The following is a 17,121-nucleotide window of genomic DNA, read 5'->3' on the forward strand; positions in this document are numbered from 1 at the left end:
CGGCTTCACTCCCTGCCGGAGTTTGCGGATAGCCTGACGCGACGCATTCACCTTCCGGATGGGGGACGGTCGTTACGCATGGCCAGGGAATTCCAACGCGGCCACAAGGCCAAGATCAGCGATCTCACGCCGGGGACGGACCTGTACGTAGGTGTGCAGATCGCCGGCCCGGGACTGACCTTTGACATCAGCTGCTTCGGGCTCGATGCCAATGAGCAGCTCTCCGACGACCGTTATTTCATCTTCTTCAATCAGCCGAAATCCCCTGAGGAGTCCATTCAGCTCCTCGGTGCCCAGGCCGGTGACACCGAGTCCTTCCGCGTGACCCTGGACCGTATTCCGGCGAGCATCCACAGGCTGTCGTTCACCGCGACGGTGGACGGCGCCGGGCAGATGTCGCAGGTCGGCCCCGGCTACATCCGGATCGTCGCGGGCGGCGAGGAAGTCGTCAGGTACGCGTTCACCGGCTCGGAGTTCAGCACCGAGCGCGCGGTCATGCTGGGCGATTTCTACCGCAAGGACGTCTGGCGGTTCGCCGCCGTCGGCCAGGGCTTCGACGGCGGACTCGAAGCGCTGCTGAAGAACTTCGGCGGAGAGGTCGCCGAGGAGGAACCGGCCGCCCCGCAGCCGCAGGCCGCAGCACCGTCCTTCGCCCCGCCCGCCCAGGCGTCCCCGGCTCCGTCGTTCGGCGCCCCGGCCGCACCGCAGGCCCCTCAGGCGCCCCAGCCCGCACCGTCCTTCGGAGCGCCGCCCGCCCCCGCCCCGCCGCCGATGCCCGCCGCGCAGCAGCAGATGCACGCCGCGCCGACGATCGTCGCCCCCCTGGCCCCGCCGCCCGGCGGCACGGTACCCCCGCCGCCGCCACCCCCACCCGCCCCGTACGGGCAGCAGCCGGGACAGCAGTTCGGGCAGCCGCCCCAGCCGCCGCAGTTCGGACAGGTCCCCGGACAGGCTCCTCCGCCGTACGGACAGCCGGCCCCCGCCCCGTTCGGACAGCAGCCTCCCGGGATGCCGCCGGGCGGGCAGCAGGGCGTTCCGCAGGCCGGTGCCGGGCTGCTGGCCGCGCTCCAGCCGTACAAGGAGACCGCCACCGGTCAGCGCTGGACCTCGCAGAACAGCCAGCTCATGCGGGTCGACCTCACCATGAGCGGCGGTGCCGGAGTGCTGGCCCGGCAGGGCAGCATGGTGATGTACCAGGGCAAGGTCGACTTCAGCTACAAGGGCGCGGGTTTCGCCGGCCGCATGGTCGGGAACGCCACCGGCCAGGAAATGCAGCTGATGCGCTGTACCGGCCGCGGACAGGTCTTCCTCGCCGAGGACGGCACCCATCTGCATTCCATCGAGCTCCAGGGCGACGGCATCTGCGTCTCCGCCGAGAACGTCCTCGCCTTCGACGAGTCGCTCCAGTACGAGGTCCGCAGGATCGAGGGCCACGGCATCCCCGGCGGCGCCCTGTTCACCATGCAGTTCCAGGGCACCGGCACCATCGTCGTCAAGACTCACGGCACCCCCGTGGTCCTGCCGGTCACCCCGACCACCTTCGCCGACTGCAACGCCGTGGTGGCGTGGTCGTCCGCGTCCCAGGTGATCGTCTCCAGCCAGGTCCGGCTGCGCCGCAACGCGTATCCCGGTCACAGCGGGGAGTCCGTGAACCTCCAGTTCCGGGGCGCCCCCGGCAACTTCATCGTCGTCCAGCCCTACGAGGTCTGAGGGAGCCCGTCATGAACCAGCAACTCGCGGGCTACGTCCCGACCCCTGTCACGGCCCGGATGGAGAACCACGGCCATTCCATGCTGAAGGTCGCGATGGCGACCGGCCAGGACCTCTACGCGCGCACCGGTTCGATGGTGGCGTACGAGGGCTTCATCCAGTACGAGCCCAACCCGCCCGCCGTCCGCCAGATCGCCTCGCAGTGGATCACCGGCGAGGGCGCGCCCCTGATGAAGTGCACCGGGGACGGGCTGCTCTACCTCGCCGACTACGGCGCCGATGTCGTCGTCATCAACCTCAACAACGACTCCCTCTCGGTCAACGGCACCAACGTCCTCGCCTTCGACGGCCATCTCACCTGGGGCGTCGAGCGGGTCAAGGGGCTCGCCAAGTTCGCCGGCCAGGGGCTGTGGAACGTCTGCATCTCGGGCACCGGCTGGGTCGCGATCACCTCGCGCGGCACGCCGATCGTCGTCGACTGCGGACGCGGCGAGGACGAGACGTACGTGGACCCCGACGCCCTCGTGGCCTGGTCCCCGAACCTCAGGGTGAAGGGCAAGCGGAGCTTCAAGGCATCGTCGCTCATCGGGCGGGGCAGCGGCGAGGCGTTCCAGATGGCCTTCTCCGGCCAGGGGATCGTCGTCGTCCAGCCGAGCGAGGACAGTACCGACCGGCTGCGGATCCGGAACTGACGGGGAGGGAGAGCACACCATGCAGAGTCCGCTTTTCAACTACACGGAACAGCAGTCCCAGGACCGCTACACGATCCAGAACCCGCAGCTCCTGCGCGTCTCGCTGACCGGCCACGACGACGTCCTCGCCCGCAAGGGCGCCATGGTCGCCTACCAGGGGCTGATGGAGTTCGACGGCGAATACCAGTCGAACGAGCAGCGCCGCGCCCGCGCCCACACCGGCGAGGGCCTGGACCTGATGCGCTGCTCAGGACAGGGCACCGTCTACTTCGCCAACCTGGCGCAGTACATCCACGTGGTGGACGTCGACCACGACGGCCTGACGGTCGACAGCGCCTATGTCCTGGCGCTCGACTCCTCGCTGCACGCCGAGGTCATCGCCGTGGACAGCCAGTACGGAATCTCGGGCACCGGCAAGTACCAGCTCAACATCTCCGGCACCGGCAAGGTCGCGCTGATGACCTCCGGCCAGCCGCTGATGATGCAGGTCACGCCCGACAAGTACGTCAGCGCCGACGCCGACGCGATCGTCGCCTGGTCCAGCTCCCTGCGGGTGCAGATGCAGGCCCAGACGCATTCCTCGGGTGTCTTCCGCCGCCGCGGCAACACCGGGGAGGGCTGGGAGCTCAGCTTCCTCGGACAGGGCTTCGCCCTGGTGCAGCCGAGCGAGCTGCTTCCGCCGCAGAACGCCCAGATCGGACAGGGCCTCGCCGCCCAGTTCGGTGTGGGCCAGCACGGCGCGCACGGCCAGAACCAGAACAACTCCTGGAACTGAGCCACACGCATGGGTAAGGGGCGCCCTCTCTGGAGGCCGCCCCTTACCCATGCGTGTCGTACGGGCGGCTACCGGCCGCCGTCGAGCGCCGCGAGGGTCCGCTCCATCAGCCGGACCACCGAGGCGTCGGCGACCCGCGCCACCTCGTCGTAGGGGAACCAGCGCAGGTCGAGGGACTCCTCGCTGATCCGCTCCGTGGAGCCCGAGGGCGCCAGCGCCGCGTACTGGACGTCCAGATGCCAGTGGCACGGGCCGGGGATCGGATGGCGGTCCAGGACCACCGGCCCGCCCGGCAGCAGAGTCAGCCCGGGGATGCCGGACTCCTCCGTCGCCTCGCGCAGCGCCGCCGCGGCCGGCGTGGCGTCCCCCGGCTCGCAGTGGCCGCCCATCTGCAGCCACATCCGCAGCTTCCGGTGCAGCGTGAGCAGCACCCGGCCGCGCTCGGGGTCGACGACCAGGGCACTGGCCGTGAGATGCCCTGCATCGCAGGCCTTCCACATGGCGTCCGGATGGAGCGCCAGGTGCGCCAGATAGGTGTCGCGCAACTCTTCCTGGGCCGCGTCGCCCCCGGTTTCGTAACCCTTCAGTACGAGGACGGCTTCGTCGTGCAGGCTCACTTGTCGGTGTCGTCCTTGCCGTCGCTGCTGTTGTCGCCGTCGGCAGCGGTGTCTTGCTTGTCCTGCTTGTCCTGCTTGTCCTGGGCATCCGCCCCGGGCGCGGGCTTCCGCGGCCCGTTCGCCGCCTCGCCGAGCATCTTGTCCAGCTCCGAGAAGTCCAGCTGCTCGTGGTGGACGAAACCGTCCGGGTCGTCCAGGTCGTGCGCCGTCGGGAGCATGTCCGGGTGCTCCCACAGCGCGTCGCGCCCGTCGAGACCGCGCGCGTCCGTGAGCGAGGCCCACAGCCGCGAGGCGTCACGCAGCCGCCGCGGCCGCAGCTGGAGGCCGATGAGCGTGGCGAACGTCTGCTCGGCGGGGCCACCGGAAGCGCGCCGCCTGCGCATCGTCTCGCGCAGCGCGTCGGCGGAGGTCAGACGGGACTTCGCGGCTGCGTGCACCACCGCGTCCACCCAGCCCTCCACAAGGGCCAGGGCGGTCTCCAGCCGGGCCAGGGCCGCCTTCTGCTCCGGGGTCTCCTCCGGCTGGAACATCCCCTGCTGGAGCGCCTCCTGCAACTGCTCGGGCTGCGACGGGTCGAACTGGCCGACCACGTCCTCCAGCTTGCTGGTGTCCACCTTGATCCCGCGCGCGTAGCCCTCGACGGCACCGAACAGATGCGAGCGCAGCCACGGCACATGGGCGAAGAGCCGCTGGTGGGCGGCCTCGCGCAGCGCCAGGTACAGCCGCACCTCGTCCTGCGGGACGCTCAGGTCCTTGCCGAACCGCTCGATGTTCAGCGGGAGGAGCGCGGCGCGGCCGGCCGGGCCGAGCGGCAGCCCGATGTCGGTCGAACCGACCACCTCGCCCGCCAGCACGCCGACGGCCTGCCCGATCTGCTGGCCGAACATCGCGCCGCCCATCGACCGCATCATGCCGATCAGCGGGCCCGCCATCGCCTGCATCTCCTCGGGCAGCACATCGCCCATGGCGAGGCCCACCCGCTCGGCGACCGGGTCGACCAGCTGCTGCCAGGCCGGAAGCGTCGCCTCCACCCACTCCGCGCGGCTCCACGCCACGCTGGAGACGGAACCGGAGGGCAGCGACGTCGCCCCGTCCAGCCAGAGGTCGGCCAGACGCAGCGCCTCATCGACCGAGGCGCGCTCGGCGGGGCCCACACTCGCGTCCTTGGAACCGTCCGGCGTGCCCTGCGACACCGTCTGGCGGGCGATCTGCTTGGCCATGTCCCAGTTCACGGGACCGCCCTCGTAGCTCAGCATCTGCCCGAGCTGCTGGAACGCCGCGCCCAGATCGTTCGGGTTCATGGAGCCGAACATGGCGGCGAAGGGGTTGTCACCGCCCGCGCCCGGACCGAAGCCGAGCGGGTTCGCCGGACCGCCCGAACCCTGCCCACCTCCGGTGGGGTCGTTCTTCTTGCCCTTGTCGCCGTCGTCCGGCTCCTCCGGCGGAAGGCCGAATCCGAATGGGGTGTCACTCACGGGTTTCCTCGGCTCGTAGGGCCGCCGGTGGGAACCGACGGCGACTGCCCGACATCACCTTCCAGCGTAGACACCAAGTCCGCTCAGGGCCTCAGTGCTCCGTCGGCACCGGCCCTGCGGCAGGATGGACGCCACCTGGTACGTACGTGTCATGCGGGTACGTACTGAAGACAACCGCTGGAGACGCCCGGTGAGTTCCCCAGATCCGCAGGTTCGCGCAGCGCGAAACCTGGCCGACCCATCGCTAGAGAAGAAGCCCGAGAACACGTCCGTCCCCGGCCGCCCAAGAAGCCGCGGCCCCGTCGTGGCCGTCACCGGAGCCGCGAAGGGCGTCGGTGAGCTCCTCACCGCGCGCCTCGCGGCCTCCGACGAGATCAAACAGGTCATCGCCATCGACGAGCGCCGGGGCGATGTCTCCGACGCGACCTGGCACCTCCTCGACGTACGCGACCCGGCCATCGCCGAGAAGCTGCGCGGCGCGGACGTCGTGGTGCACCTGGCCCTCGACCTCGACCTGGAGACCGACCCCGCCGCGCGCACCGCCTACAACGTGCGGGGAACCCAGACCGTGCTGACCGCCGCCGCGGCCGTCGGCGTGCACCGCGTCGTCCTGTGCACCTCCGCGATGGTCTACGGAGCGCTGCCCGACAACGACCTCCCGCTCGCCGAGGACGCCGAGCTGCGGGCCACCGCCGAGGCCACCGGCGTGGGAGACCTGCTGGAGATCGAACGGCTGGGCCGCCGAGCGCCGCGCGCCCACCCCGGGCTCCAGGTCACCGTCGTGCGCCCGACCGTGCTCGTCGGCGGCACCGACACCGCGCTGACCCGCTACTTCGAGTCGCCCCGGCTGCTCGTCGTGGCCGGTTCCCGGCCCGCCTGGCAGTTCTGCCACGTCGACGACCTGGTCACGGCGCTGGAGTACGCGGCACTGGAGAAGATCGACGGGGAGTTCGCGGTCGGCTGCGACGGCTGGCTCGAACAGGCCGAGGTCGAGGAGCTGAGCGGGGTGCGCCGGATGGAGCTGCCCTCCGCCGTCGCGCTCGGTGCCGCCGCCCGGCTGCACCGGATCGGCCTCACCCCCTCGCCCGCGGGCGACCTGGCGTACACGATGCACCCCTGGGTGGTCAGCGTGAGCCGGCTGCACGACGCGGGATGGCGCCCGAGCTGGACCAACGAGGAGGTGCTCGCCGCGCTCCTGGAGGAGGTGGAGGGGCGCCACACCGTCGCCGGCCGCAGGCTCGGCCGCAAGGACGCCACCGCGGCCGGAGCCGCCGGCGCGACCGTCGCCCTCCTGGGCACCGCGGCCCTGGTCCGCCGCGCCCGCAAGGCCCGCCGCCGCATCTGAGAGCGGGGGCCGCGGGCCGTCCGCTGTAGGAGGCTCCAAGGCGCGGCGCGGCCCGCCGGGTGAATCGGCAATTCCGTGTTGTCCGCGCGGTACGGCACGATGGTGGTCATGGCACTCACGTACGACCATCCGGGCGAGCAGACGGCACTGGACCCGATCCGGCTGCTGGACATCCGCGACACGCCGCTGTCGGTGGACGAGGTCTTCGGGGCGGTCGGCGACGCCGCCGCGGGGGGCACCGCGCTCTTCGTCGGCACCGTGCGCAACCACGACGGCGGCCAGGACGTCGACGCCCTCGGCTACTCGTGCCACCCCTCGGCCGGTGAGGAGCTGCGCCGGGTGGCGGAGAAGGTCGTCGCGGACTACCCCGTGCGGGCCCTGGCGGCGGTCCACCGAGTGGGTGACCTGCGAGTGGGTGATCTCGCGGTGGTCGTGGCGGTCTCCTGCCCCCATCGCGCGGAGGCCTTCGCGGCCTGCCGCAAGCTCATCGACGACCTCAAGCACGAGGTTCCGATCTGGAAGCACCAGCGCTTCTCGGATGGCACGGAGGAGTGGGTCGGAGCCTGCTGAGCGCAAACCGGAACGGCGGGCATCCGCCCCGATTTGCGTAACCGCACCCCGGCCGTGAGCGTTGGTCCTGCGGATGGTTAATCTGCTGATCGGTCAGTTGCGACCGCTCATTGGGGTAGGGAGGTCGGCATGGCAGCACTCGCCTGGTTGTTGATTCCGCTTTTCGCTGCGTTCGGAGCAGCGATATGGGGAAGCTGGGCCGCACGTAATCGCACGACCGGTGACGTCACCGAACTCGCCGGGTACGCACGGTTCCGTGAAGCGATGGAGAAGTCGCACTCCGCTTCCGAACCGCTCGAGCAGATATCGAACGTCTGAGGCCGCGGAGACCGCCCTCGACGCCCCCGCCCCGGGCCCCGTACGGACCGGCCCCGGCGGTGCACTGACAGACCCTTCCCGTACTGTCGTTCCATGCCACGCCGCACCGCGACGATGCTCGCCTCCACGCTGATCCTGATCGCACTGATCTGTGCGGGCGTGGTCATCAAAGTGCCGTATTCGGAGATGTCACCCGGTCCGACGGTGAACACACTCGGCAAGGTCGCGGGCGATCCCGTCCTGCAGATCACCGGCCACCAGACGTACAAGACGTCCGGCAACCTCAACATGACCACCGTCAGGGTCACCGGCGCCGACTACAGCATGAACCTCGTCGCGGCCCTCTACGGGTGGCTGGCCCACGACAGTGTGGTCGTACCGCACGAGACGCTCTACCCGGACGGCAAGACCGAGGAGCAGTCGACGCAGGAGAACGCCGAGGAGTTCAGCCAGTCCCAGGAGAGCGCCAAGGTCGCGGCCCTCACCGAGCTCGGCATCCCGGTGACGTCGTACGTCGTGGTCTCCACGGTCGTCAAGGACAGCCCCGCCCAGGGCAAGCTGCACGCGGGCGACATCATCGAGGACGTCGACGGCACCGCGGTCGAGGAGCCCGAGGACGTCGCGAAGCTCGTCACCCGGCACAAGCCCGGCGAGGACGTCACCTTCACGGTGATCCCGGCCAAGACCGCGGCGGCGGCCGAGAAGGCCGGCAAGAAGCCCGAGGGCTCCGAGAAGGTCACCATCACCACCCGGAAGGCCTCCGCCAAGGAGAACCGCGCCATCGTCGGTATCCAGGCGGGGACGGACCACACCTTCCCCTTCGACATCGACATCAAGCTCGCCGACGTGGGCGGCCCGAGCGCGGGGCTGATGTTCGCCCTGGGCATTGTCGACAAGCTGACCCCGGGGCAGCTGACCGGCGGGAAGTTCATCGCCGGCACGGGCACCATCGACGACGACGGCAAGGTCGGCCCGATCGGCGGGATCAACATGAAGCTGGTCGGCGCGCGCGACGCGGGCGCACGTTACTTCCTGACCCCCGACGACAACTGCAAGGCCGCCGCCTCCGACACCCCCGACGGGCTCACCCTGATCCGGGTCAAGACCATCGCGGACGCCAAGAAGTCCCTGGACAAGCTCCGCACGGGGGACACGGCCGGACTGCCGAGCTGCTCGGCAGGCTGACCGCGCCCCCGCACCGGGCGGTCAGGACTCGAACGTCGCGGCCAGCGCCTCTGCCAGTCCCGGCACCAGGCCGGCACCGGTCAGCACCTCGCTGGGCGAGTCCTTCTCACGCAGCCGTACGGCCGACTCGCGCGCCCCGTCCCGCAGCACGGCCACCGTCATCCGGACCTCCTGCCGGTCCGGGTGCTCGGCGACCCACTCGGTCAGCCGCTTCTCGTTGAGGCCTTCGGGCACGGAGGCCTCGGCGGACGGCGGCAGCATCAGCCGCTCCACCGTCATCGCGCACCCGACGACGGCGTCGGGCCAGGCGATCGTGGCGAGGAACTCGTCCAGCGCGGTTCCCGCCGGCAGCTCCTCCTGCTCGATGGGGGTCAGTGCGGCGGCCTTCGAGCCGTCGTCGTCCAGGCCGAGCTGGGCGGCGAGCCCTGGTTCCTGGACCCGCAGCCGGGCGGTGTCGACCAGGGCGAAGAGGCGGGCGGGCTGGTCCCAGCCGAGGCCGGAGATGTACTCGTCGATTTCGAGCACCGCGACGGTGAGCGGGCTCGCGGCCATCGGAGGGCCTGAGGGGGAAACGTTGGGCATGGACAACATCCTGCCTCCTTCCGCCCCGGGAACGGGAACTAGGTAAAGCATCAGTAAGTTGAAGGGATGGGCTCTACGATCGCTGGGCCCGCTCCACACGACCCGCGAACTTCGAGGTGCGCACGTTGGCTTTCCAGATGCCGGACCGCGGCGGAGGCCCGACCGGGCCACGGATCAGAGTCGGCCGCCCGTCCCGGCGCGCCCGAACCCTGCTCATGACACTCGGCGTCCTGGCGATTCTCGCCATGGCGTTCGTCATGTTCGCCGGGTTCTGGACGGACTGGCTCTGGTACAGGTCGGTCGCGTATTCGTCCGTCTTCACCACCACCCTGTGGACCAAGATCGGGCTGTTCCTCGTCTTCGGACTGCTGATGGCCCTGGCCGTCGGTCTGAACATCTGGCTCGCGCACCGGCTCCGGCCGCCGCTGAGCGCGATGTCGCTGGAGCAGCAGAGCCTGGACCGCTACCGGATGAGTCTCGCCCCGTACAAGAAGTGGGTGCTGCTCGCGATCACCGCGCTCGTCGGTCTGATCGCCGGGGCCTCGGCCTCGGGCCAGTGGCGTACCTGGCTGATGTATGTGAACGGCGTGTCGTTCGGCCAGAAGGACCCCCAGTTCCATCTGGACGTGTCGTTCTACGCCTTCGACCTGCCCTGGTACCGCTTCCTGCTGGGCTTCGGCTTCGCGGCGACGGTCCTCTCCCTGATCGCCGCCGCCCTGACCCACTACCTGTACGGCGGGCTGCGCATCACCAGCCCCGGCGCGCGGGCCACGGGCGCGGCCACCGGCCACCTCTCGGTGCTGCTCGGCGTCTTCGTGACGCTGAAGGCCGTGGCGTACTGGCTGGACCGCTACGGCCTGGCCGTGAAGTCCAGTGACTTCAAGGCCACGGACAACTGGACGGGCCTGCGGTACGTCGACGCCAACGCCTATCTGCCGGCGAAGACGATCCTGTTCTGCATCGCCGCGATCTGCGCGGTGCTGTTCTTCGCGACGCTGTGGCGGCGCACCTGGCAGCTCCCGGTGATCGGCTTCGGGCTGATGGTCCTCTCGGCGATCCTGATCGGCGGGCTCTACCCGGCGATCGTGCAGAAGTTCCAGGTCCAGCCGAACGAGCAGGCCAAGGAAGCCCCGTTCATCCAGAAGAACATCAAGGCCACGCGCGAGGCCTACGACATCGACAACGCCCAGGTCACGGATTACGCGGGCCAGTCGACGGAGGACGACGGCACCAAGCTCCGGGCGAGCGCGGACTCCGCGGCGAGCTACCGGGTGATGGACCCCAACGTCGTCTCGCCGGCCTTCCAGCAGCTCCAGCAGAAGAGGAACTACTACCAGTTCCCCAAGACGCTCGACGTCGACCGCTACAAGGACGAGTCCGGCAAGGACCAGGACACGGTCATCGGTCTGCGCGAGCTCAACATCCAGGGCATCCCCAAGCGCAACTGGATCAACGACCACTTCACCTACACCCACGGCTACGGCGCCATCGCGGCCCGGGGCACCACGACCGGCAAGAACCCGAAGGGATCTCCCGACTTCACCGAGTCCGGCCTGCCGACCACCGGCGACCTGGGCACGTACAAGCAGGAGATCTACTACGGCGAGAAGACCGAGCAGTACTCCATCGTCGGCGGGCCCCAGAAGGAGCTCGACTACGAGGAGGACGGCGAGAAGACCACCAGCTACAAGGGCAACAGCGGGGTCAGTCTCTCCAGCGCGTTCAACCGGGCCGCGTACGCGGTGGCGTTCAGCGAGCCGCAGATCCTGTACTCGGGAGCCATCGGCGACGGTTCGCGGATCCTCTACAACCGCACGCCCAAGGAGCGCGTCGAGGCGGTGGCCCCCTGGCTCACCATCGACGGCGACGCCTACCCGGCCGTGGTCAACAAGCGGATCCAGTGGGTCGTCGACGCGTACACCACGACCAACGGCTACCCGTACGCCTCGCGGACCACGCTCGGTGACACCACGGCCGACTCGCTGACCACGAACCAGCGGGCGGTCGTCGCCCAGCAGAACCAGGTCAACTACATCCGCAACTCGGTGAAGGCGACCGTCGACGCGTACGACGGCACGGTCACGCTGTACGAGTGGGACACCGAGGACCCCGTCCTCAAGACCTGGCGCAAGGCGTTCCCCGGGACCGTGAAGTCCAAGTCGGACATCCCGCAGGAGCTCATGGAGCACCTGCGCTACCCGCAGGACCTGTTCAAGGTGCAGCGCGAGCTGCTGACCCGCTACCACGTCACGAGCCCCGCTCAGTTCTACAGCGGCAGTGACGCCTGGCAGGTCCCGGACGACCCGACCAACAAGGAGTCCGGCTCCGTCCCGCCGTACTACCTGAGCATAAAGATGCCGGACCAGTCGGCCCAGAAGTTCTCGCTGACCACGACCTTCACCCCCAAGGGACGGCCCGACCTGGGGGCGTTCATGGCGGTGGACGCCGATGCGGCCAGCAAGGACTACGGCACGATAAGACTCCTGAGAGTCACCGGCGCCGTGAAGGGTCCGGGCCAGGTGCAGAGTGAGCTCAACGGCAACGACGACGTCGCCGAGTTCGTGCGGAACCTCAAGGGCACCGACTCCGACATCGAGTACGGCAACCTGCTGACCGTGCCGCTCGAAGGGGGCTTCCTCTACATCGAGCCGGTCTACACGCGCGGTGGCACGCAGAACTACCCGCTGCTGCGCAAGGTCGCCGCCTCGTACGGCTCGAAGATCGTCTTCGAGAACAGTCTCGGTGAGGCGCTCAACGCCGTCTTCGGCGCCGAGGGTTCCGATACGAGCGAGCCACCGGGCGACACCACCGAGCCGCCGGACACCACGCAGCCGCCGGCCACCGGTGACGCCGCGCTCAAGAAGGCCATCTCCGATGCGCAGAAGGCGTACACGGAAGGTGAGGCGGCCCTGAAGAAGCAGGACTGGGCGGCCTACGGCAAGGCGCAGACCGATCTCCAGGACGCGCTGGAGCGGGCGGCGGCGGCCCAGTCCAAGGCCGACAGCGACGGCAAGGCCGACAGCGACGGCAAGAGCGACGGCGACGGTAAGGCCGACGGTGACGGCAAGGGCGACAAGGCCGATACGAACAAGGCATCGGACAAGTCGGACAAAGCAAGTGATAAGGCGAACGATACCGGTGGGGCCTGAGTGACCCGGTAAAGCTCCACCTCCGCGTCGTGGTACGGTTTGAACACAACGACGCGGGGTGGAGCAGCTCGGTAGCTCGCTGGGCTCATAACCCAGAGGTCGCAGGTTCAAATCCTGTCCCCGCTACTGAAAGACGAAGGCCCGGATCCTCCAGGGGATCCGGGCCTTCGTCATGCGCGATGGCTTTTCCAGGTGGCGGGTGTGAAGTGCGGTTCGCGGGGCACGAGTTGGCCGCGGACGTGTTTGACTTGTCTCTCTGTGGGCATGTCGACAAAACGCTGAAGTGACCTCACTGGCCGCGATATACCAGGTGTACGCGGGTTGTAGGTGGTGCGACGATGGTATTTATGGGGGACAGGGCAACTCTGTTGAAGACAGGGCGGTTTGCGCGGGGTCACGCCCATCCGGAGGAAAAGACGGCGGATGTGGCGTTTGTCGCTGCCACCGCCCAGTACAACGACATCATCGAGAGCGCCGAGACTGCGGAGTGTGCCGCGAGCGTCGAGAGTGCAGAGACCGTTGAGACCGCCGACGGCGTGGAGAACGCCGAGGGAGCGGAGACCGCGGCGAGCGCGGACAACGCCGAGAGTGAGGCGCGCCACCGCAGGGCCGCCGACGCCGGTGACACCGCTTCGATGAGTGTGCTCGGCGCGCTGCTGCTGCGCCGGGGGGATCTGGCGGGCGCCGAGCCCTACCTGCGCGCCGCCACCGCCGACGGCGACCGTGCCGCGGCCAACAACCTGGGCGTCCTGCTGCACCAGCGCGGATACCCCGACGAGGCCGCGGGCTGGTGGCGGACCGCCGCGGTCGCCGGCTCCGCGGCCGCCGCGCACGCCCTGGGCCGGCACCTGCGCGAGCGCGGGGACGAGCCCGGCGCCGAGTACTGGCTGCGCCAGTCCGCCGAGCAGGGCCACGCACTGGGCGCGTACGCCCTCGCCGACCTGCTGGAACACCGCAGTGACGTCGGCGCCGAGCGCTGGCTGCGCGCCGCGGCCGAACAGGGCCACCGCGAGGCGGCCTACCGGCTCGCGCGCACGCTGGAGCGCAACGCCGCCGACGCCGACCACGACGCGTTCGGCCGTGCCGGCCTCGGTCCCCGCGCCGACGCCGGCCGCGCGCCGGACCCGGCCGCGCCCCGGCGCCCCGCCGCCCGCAAGGACGACGGCCCGGTCGCCGGCCCCGAGCCGTCCCGCACCGGCGAGGCCGAGCAGTGGTACCGGCAGGCCGCCGCGCGCGGTCACCGGCGGGCCGCCCTGCACCTCGGCGCCATCCTCGAACAGCGCGGCGAGCTCAAGGAGGCCGGCCGCTGGTACCTCATCTCGGCCAAGGCCGGCGAGGCTCGGGCCGCCTGCGCGCTCGGCTTCCTGCTGCGCGACGCGGGCGACCGGGAGAGCGCCGCGGTGTGGTGGCTGCGCGCAGCCCAGGACGGCGACGGCAACGCCGCGAACGCCCTCGGGGCCCTGCACGCGGCCAGGGGCGAGCAGCAGACCGCCGAGCGCTGGTACCGCGCGGCGATGGACGCGGGCGACGTCAACGGCGCCTACAACCTCGGGCTGCTCTGCGCCGCCCAGGACCGCACGGCGCAGGCCGAGCAGTGGTACCGCCGCGCCGCCTACGCGGGCCACCGCGAGGCCGCCAACGCGCTGGCCGTGCTCCTGCTCCAGGCAGGCGACCCGGTCGGCGCCGAGCCCTGGTTCTCCAAGGCGGCCGAGGCCGGCAGCGTCGACGCCGCCTTCAACCTGGGCATCCTGTACGCCGGGCGCGACGAGGACCGCACGGCCCTGCTCTGGTACGAGCGGGCCGCGGCGGCCGGTCACACCGAGGCGGCGCTCCAGGTCGGCATGGCGCTGCTGCACCACGGCGAGGAGCGCGAGGCCGAGCGGCATCTGCGCTGCGCCGCCGGCGGCGGCAGCGCGGAGGCGGCCTTCCGGCTGGCCGGGGTGCTTGACTCGCGGCAGCCGCCGCCCGGACCGCCCGCGCTGGGCGAGCCGCTGCCGGAGAAGACCGAGTGCGAGGAGTGGTACGAGCGGGCGGCCGAGCAGGGGCACCGCCGCGCCCAGGTCCGCGTCGGCATGCTCGCCGCCTCCCGGGGCGACGTGGAGAGCGCCGGCCGCTGGTACCGCGAGGCGGCCGAGGCGGGCAGCCGCAACGGGGCCTTCAACCTCGGCCTGCTGCTCGCCCGCGAGGGCAGTGAGCGCGAGGCCGCCCTGTGGTGGACCCGGGCCGCCGCCGAGGGGCACGGGCGGGCCGCGCTGCGCCTCGCCCTGCTGGCCGCGCGCCGCGGTGAGCTGGCCGAGGGGAAGCGGTGGTGTGCGCGGGCGGTCGAGCTGGGGCCCGCGGAGGTCGCGGAGCGGGCCGCGCGGCTGCGCGAGGCGCTGCACCAGGAGCTGACCGCGTGAGCCGGCGGGGCCCCGGCAATGAATTTGCACTGGTCCAAGGCGTGCCGTAGGGTTATGAACACAACGACGCGGGGTGGAGCAGCTCGGTAGCTCGCTGGGCTCATAACCCAGAGGTCGCAGGTTCAAATCCTGTCCCCGCTACTGAAGACAGAAGGCCGGATCTTTTCGAAGATCCGGCCTTCTGTGTGTGCGCATGGTGCGCGGCGCGCGGGTATGCGCTCCGTCCCGTGCGGGAGGTGCGTGGCTCAGGCGGTCGCGGCGCACTCCGGGCAGATGCCCCGGTAGGTCATCTCGACGCCGGAGATCGTGAAGCCGAAGCGCTCGCCGGACGGCAGGTCCGCCAGCGGGTCGCCGGACGGGTGCACATCGCGGATGGCGCCGCACTTCGCGCACACCAGGTGATGGTGGGCGCGGTGCGCGTTGGGGTCGTAGCGCTTGGCGCGGCGGTCGGTGGAGACCTCGATGACCTCGCCGAGGGTCACCATCTCGCCCAGCGTGTTGTAGACGGTGGCGCGGGAGATCTCGGGCAGCCTGGCCACCGCGCGTGCGTGGACCTCGTCGGCCGTCAGGTGCACATGGTCCCCGTCGAGGACCTCGGCCACGACGCGCCGCTGTGCGGTCATACGCCAGCCGCGTCCTCGAAGTCGTTCCAGCAGGTCACTCATGGGCGCCAGTCTAGCAGCGCGGGGACCCTCTCTTGAATAGGTGCGACTTTGGATGCTCACTTGACTTGGACTTTGTCCATTGTAGGATCACTTATGGCGTCGGCCGGAGGACAGGAAGGCCGCGAAGCCGCGCACGGCATGAAGGCATGACGTGCGGAAACGATCGCAGGAGGCGCACGTGACGCAGGGACCGCTCACCACGGAGGCCGGCGCGCCGGTCGCCGACAACCAGCAGAGTGAGACCGCGGGTGCCGGTGGACCGGTCCTGGTCCAGGACCAGTTGCTGCTGGAGAAGCTCGCGCACTTCAACCGCGAGCGCATTCCGGAGCGCGTGGTGCACGCACGCGGCGCCGGCGCGTACGGCACGTTCACGCTGACCCGTGACGTGTCGCGGTGGACGCGGGCGAAGTTCCTCTCCGAGGTCGGCAAGCAGACCGAGACGTTCCTGCGCTTCTCCACCGTCGCGGGCAACCTCGGTGCCGCCGACGCGGTACGCGACCCGCGCGGCTTCTCGCTGAAGTTCTACACCGAGGAGGGCAACTACGACCTCGTCGGCAACAACACCCCCGTCTTCTTCGTCCGGGACGCCATCAAGTTCCCCGACTTCATCCACACCCAGAAGCGCGACCCGTACACCGGCTCCCAGGAGGCGGACAACGTCTGGGACTTCTGGGGTCTCTCGCCCGAGTCCACCCACCAGGTGACCTGGCTCTTCGGCGACCGGGGCATCCCCGCCTCGTACCGTCACATGGACGGCTTCGGCTCGCACACCTACCAGTGGAACAACGAGGCGGGCGAGGTCTTCTGGGTCAAGTACCACTTCAAGACCGACCAGGGGATCAAGAACCTCACCACCGACGAGGCGAACCGCCTCTCCGGTGTGGACCCCGACAGCCACCAGCGGGACCTGCGCGAGTCCATCGAGCGCGGCGACTTCCCGACCTGGACCGTGCAGGTGCAGATCATGCCGGCGGCCGAGGCGGCGACGTACCGCTTCAACCCGTTCGACCTGACCAAGGTGTGGCCGCACGCGGACTACCCGCCGGTCGAGATCGGCAAGCTGGAGCTCAACCGCAACCCGGAGAACATCTTCGCCGAGGTCGAGCAGTCCATCTTCAGCCCGGCGCACTTCGTGCCCGGCATCGGTCCCTCGCCCGACAAGATGCTCCAGGGCCGCCTGTTCGCGTACGGCGACGCGCACCGCTACCGCGTCGGCATCAACGCCGACCACCTGCCGGTGAACCGCCCGCACGCCACCGAGGCGCGTACCAACAGCCGTGACGGCTACCTGTACGACGGCCGCCACAAGGGCACCAAGAACTACGAGCCGAACAGCTTCGGCGGCCCCGCCCAGACGGACCGGCCGCTGTGGGAGTCCACCCCCGTCACGGGTGGCACCGGCAACCACGAGACCCCGCGTCACACCGAGGACGACGACTTCGTGCAGGCCGGCAACCTCTACCGGCTCATGTCCGAGGACGAGAAGGGCCGGCTGATCGACAACCTCGCGGGGTTCATCGCGAAGGTCTCGCGCGACGACATCGCGGAGCGCGCGATCGGCAACTTCCGCCGGGCCGACGAGAACTTCGGCAAGCGGCTGGAGGCGGCCGTGCAGGCGCTGCGCGCCTGAGTCCCCTCG

14 protein-coding genes and 2 tRNA genes are annotated in these 17,121 nt (G+C 70.1%); 12 read left to right on the forward strand and 4 right to left on the reverse strand.

The window, feature by feature from the left end; translation table 11 throughout:
* Nucleotides 1-78 precede the first annotated feature (78 nt).
* The 3 genes from P8A18_RS23220 to P8A18_RS23230 are packed head-to-tail and all read left to right on the forward strand — an operon-like array spanning nucleotide 79 to nucleotide 3,177.
* Nucleotides 79-1,710 carry a TerD family protein gene (locus tag P8A18_RS23220; protein ID WP_306057269.1) on the forward strand — a complete coding sequence of 544 codons (1,632 nt, stop codon included), beginning with the start codon at nucleotides 79-81 and terminating at the stop codon, nucleotides 1,708-1,710.
* 11 nt (nucleotides 1,711-1,721) lie between these two features.
* Nucleotides 1,722-2,402 carry an AIM24 family protein gene (locus tag P8A18_RS23225; RefSeq protein WP_306057270.1) on the forward strand — a complete coding sequence of 227 codons (681 nt, stop codon included), beginning with the start codon at nucleotides 1,722-1,724 and terminating at the stop codon, nucleotides 2,400-2,402.
* 19 nt (nucleotides 2,403-2,421) lie between these two features.
* Nucleotides 2,422-3,177 (forward strand): AIM24 family protein, encoded by a 756-nt coding sequence (locus P8A18_RS23230; protein WP_018549886.1) that lies wholly within the window; start codon nucleotides 2,422-2,424, stop codon nucleotides 3,175-3,177.
* Nucleotides 3,178-3,245: 68 nt separating this feature from the next.
* Here P8A18_RS23230 and P8A18_RS23235 read toward each other — a convergent pair whose 3' ends face one another.
* Nucleotides 3,246-3,794 (reverse strand): NUDIX hydrolase, encoded by a 549-nt coding sequence (locus tag P8A18_RS23235; protein WP_306057272.1) that lies wholly within the window; start codon nucleotides 3,792-3,794, stop codon nucleotides 3,246-3,248.
* Nucleotides 3,791-5,269, reverse strand: coding sequence for a zinc-dependent metalloprotease (locus tag P8A18_RS23240; RefSeq protein WP_306057274.1), 1,479 nt, complete (start codon nucleotides 5,267-5,269; stop codon nucleotides 3,791-3,793). Before P8A18_RS23240 ends, P8A18_RS23235 begins: the two co-directional genes overlap by 4 nt.
* 190 nt (nucleotides 5,270-5,459) lie before the next feature.
* Between P8A18_RS23240 and P8A18_RS23245 the strand changes: the two genes are divergently transcribed.
* The 4 genes from P8A18_RS23245 (at nucleotide 5,460) to P8A18_RS23260 (ending at nucleotide 8,687) form a co-directional block, all read left to right on the forward strand.
* Nucleotides 5,460-6,614 (forward strand): SDR family oxidoreductase, encoded by a 1,155-nt coding sequence (locus P8A18_RS23245; RefSeq protein WP_026249275.1) that lies wholly within the window; start codon nucleotides 5,460-5,462, stop codon nucleotides 6,612-6,614.
* A 108-nt stretch (nucleotides 6,615-6,722) separates the two neighbouring features.
* Entirely contained in the window at nucleotides 6,723-7,184 is a 462-nt protein-coding gene (locus tag P8A18_RS23250; protein ID WP_306057276.1) for a molybdenum cofactor biosynthesis protein MoaE, read from the forward strand.
* Nucleotides 7,185-7,313: 129 nt separating this feature from the next.
* A complete protein-coding gene (locus tag P8A18_RS23255) occupies nucleotides 7,314-7,502 on the forward strand; it encodes a hypothetical protein (protein ID WP_026249277.1) in 189 nt (62 codons plus the stop codon).
* A 93-nt stretch (nucleotides 7,503-7,595) separates the two neighbouring features.
* Complete coding sequence (locus P8A18_RS23260; protein WP_306057278.1) at nucleotides 7,596-8,687, forward strand: YlbL family protein; 1,092 nt, start codon at nucleotides 7,596-7,598, stop codon at nucleotides 8,685-8,687.
* 21 nt (nucleotides 8,688-8,708) lie between these two features.
* Here P8A18_RS23260 and P8A18_RS23265 read toward each other — a convergent pair whose 3' ends face one another.
* A complete protein-coding gene (locus tag P8A18_RS23265) occupies nucleotides 8,709-9,278 on the reverse strand; it encodes a PPA1309 family protein (protein WP_371933709.1) in 570 nt (189 codons plus the stop codon).
* 128 nt (nucleotides 9,279-9,406) lie between these two features.
* On the opposite strand from P8A18_RS23265, the gene P8A18_RS23270 reads away from it, so the two are divergent.
* The 4 genes from P8A18_RS23270 (at nucleotide 9,407) to P8A18_RS23285 (ending at nucleotide 14,958) form a co-directional block, all read left to right on the forward strand.
* Nucleotides 9,407-12,418, forward strand: a complete 3,012-nt coding sequence (locus tag P8A18_RS23270; protein WP_306061088.1) for a UPF0182 family membrane protein — start codon at nucleotides 9,407-9,409, stop codon at nucleotides 12,416-12,418.
* A gap of 52 nt (nucleotides 12,419-12,470) precedes the next feature.
* Nucleotides 12,471-12,544, forward strand: a tRNA-Met gene (locus P8A18_RS23275).
* A gap of 212 nt (nucleotides 12,545-12,756) precedes the next feature.
* Nucleotides 12,757-14,817, forward strand: coding sequence for a tetratricopeptide repeat protein (locus tag P8A18_RS23280; protein ID WP_306057281.1), 2,061 nt, complete (start codon nucleotides 12,757-12,759; stop codon nucleotides 14,815-14,817).
* A gap of 67 nt (nucleotides 14,818-14,884) precedes the next feature.
* Nucleotides 14,885-14,958, forward strand: a tRNA-Met gene (locus P8A18_RS23285).
* A 104-nt stretch (nucleotides 14,959-15,062) separates the two neighbouring features.
* Here P8A18_RS23285 and P8A18_RS23290 read toward each other — a convergent pair.
* Nucleotides 15,063-15,482, reverse strand: a complete 420-nt coding sequence (locus tag P8A18_RS23290; protein WP_306057283.1) for a Fur family transcriptional regulator — start codon at nucleotides 15,480-15,482, stop codon at nucleotides 15,063-15,065.
* Between the two features lie 178 nt (nucleotides 15,483-15,660).
* Here P8A18_RS23290 and P8A18_RS23295 point away from each other — a divergent pair, with 178 nt between their 5' ends.
* Nucleotides 15,661-17,112, forward strand: a complete 1,452-nt coding sequence (locus tag P8A18_RS23295) for a catalase (RefSeq protein ID WP_306057284.1) — start codon at nucleotides 15,661-15,663, stop codon at nucleotides 17,110-17,112.
* Nucleotides 17,113-17,121 lie beyond the last annotated feature (9 nt).

It is taken from the genome of Streptomyces sp. Mut1, from assembly GCF_030719295.1.
Lineage (GTDB): Bacteria > Actinomycetota > Actinomycetes > Streptomycetales > Streptomycetaceae > Streptomyces > Streptomyces castrisilvae.

Excerpts from the sequence above, each read along its gene's own strand:
- P8A18_RS23260 (WP_306057278.1), top strand. The coding sequence starts at position 7,596 with ATGCCACGCCGCACCGCGACGATGCTCGCCTCCACGCTGATCCTGATC.
- P8A18_RS23265 (WP_371933709.1), bottom strand. The coding sequence starts at position 9,278 with ATGTTGTCCATGCCCAACGTTTCCCCCTCAGGCCCTCCGATGGCCGCG.
- P8A18_RS23290 (WP_306057283.1), bottom strand. The coding sequence starts at position 15,482 with ATGAGTGACCTGCTGGAACGACTTCGAGGACGCGGCTGGCGTATGACC.
- P8A18_RS23220 (WP_306057269.1), top strand. The coding sequence starts at position 79 with ATGGCCAGGGAATTCCAACGCGGCCACAAGGCCAAGATCAGCGATCTC.
- P8A18_RS23270 (WP_306061088.1), top strand. The coding sequence starts at position 9,407 with ATGCCGGACCGCGGCGGAGGCCCGACCGGGCCACGGATCAGAGTCGGC.
- P8A18_RS23250 (WP_306057276.1), top strand. The coding sequence starts at position 6,723 with ATGGCACTCACGTACGACCATCCGGGCGAGCAGACGGCACTGGACCCG.
- P8A18_RS23230 (WP_018549886.1), top strand. The coding sequence starts at position 2,422 with ATGCAGAGTCCGCTTTTCAACTACACGGAACAGCAGTCCCAGGACCGC.
- P8A18_RS23225 (WP_306057270.1), top strand. The coding sequence starts at position 1,722 with ATGAACCAGCAACTCGCGGGCTACGTCCCGACCCCTGTCACGGCCCGG.
- P8A18_RS23280 (WP_306057281.1), top strand. The coding sequence starts at position 12,757 with ATGGTATTTATGGGGGACAGGGCAACTCTGTTGAAGACAGGGCGGTTT.
- P8A18_RS23255 (WP_026249277.1), top strand. The coding sequence starts at position 7,314 with ATGGCAGCACTCGCCTGGTTGTTGATTCCGCTTTTCGCTGCGTTCGGA.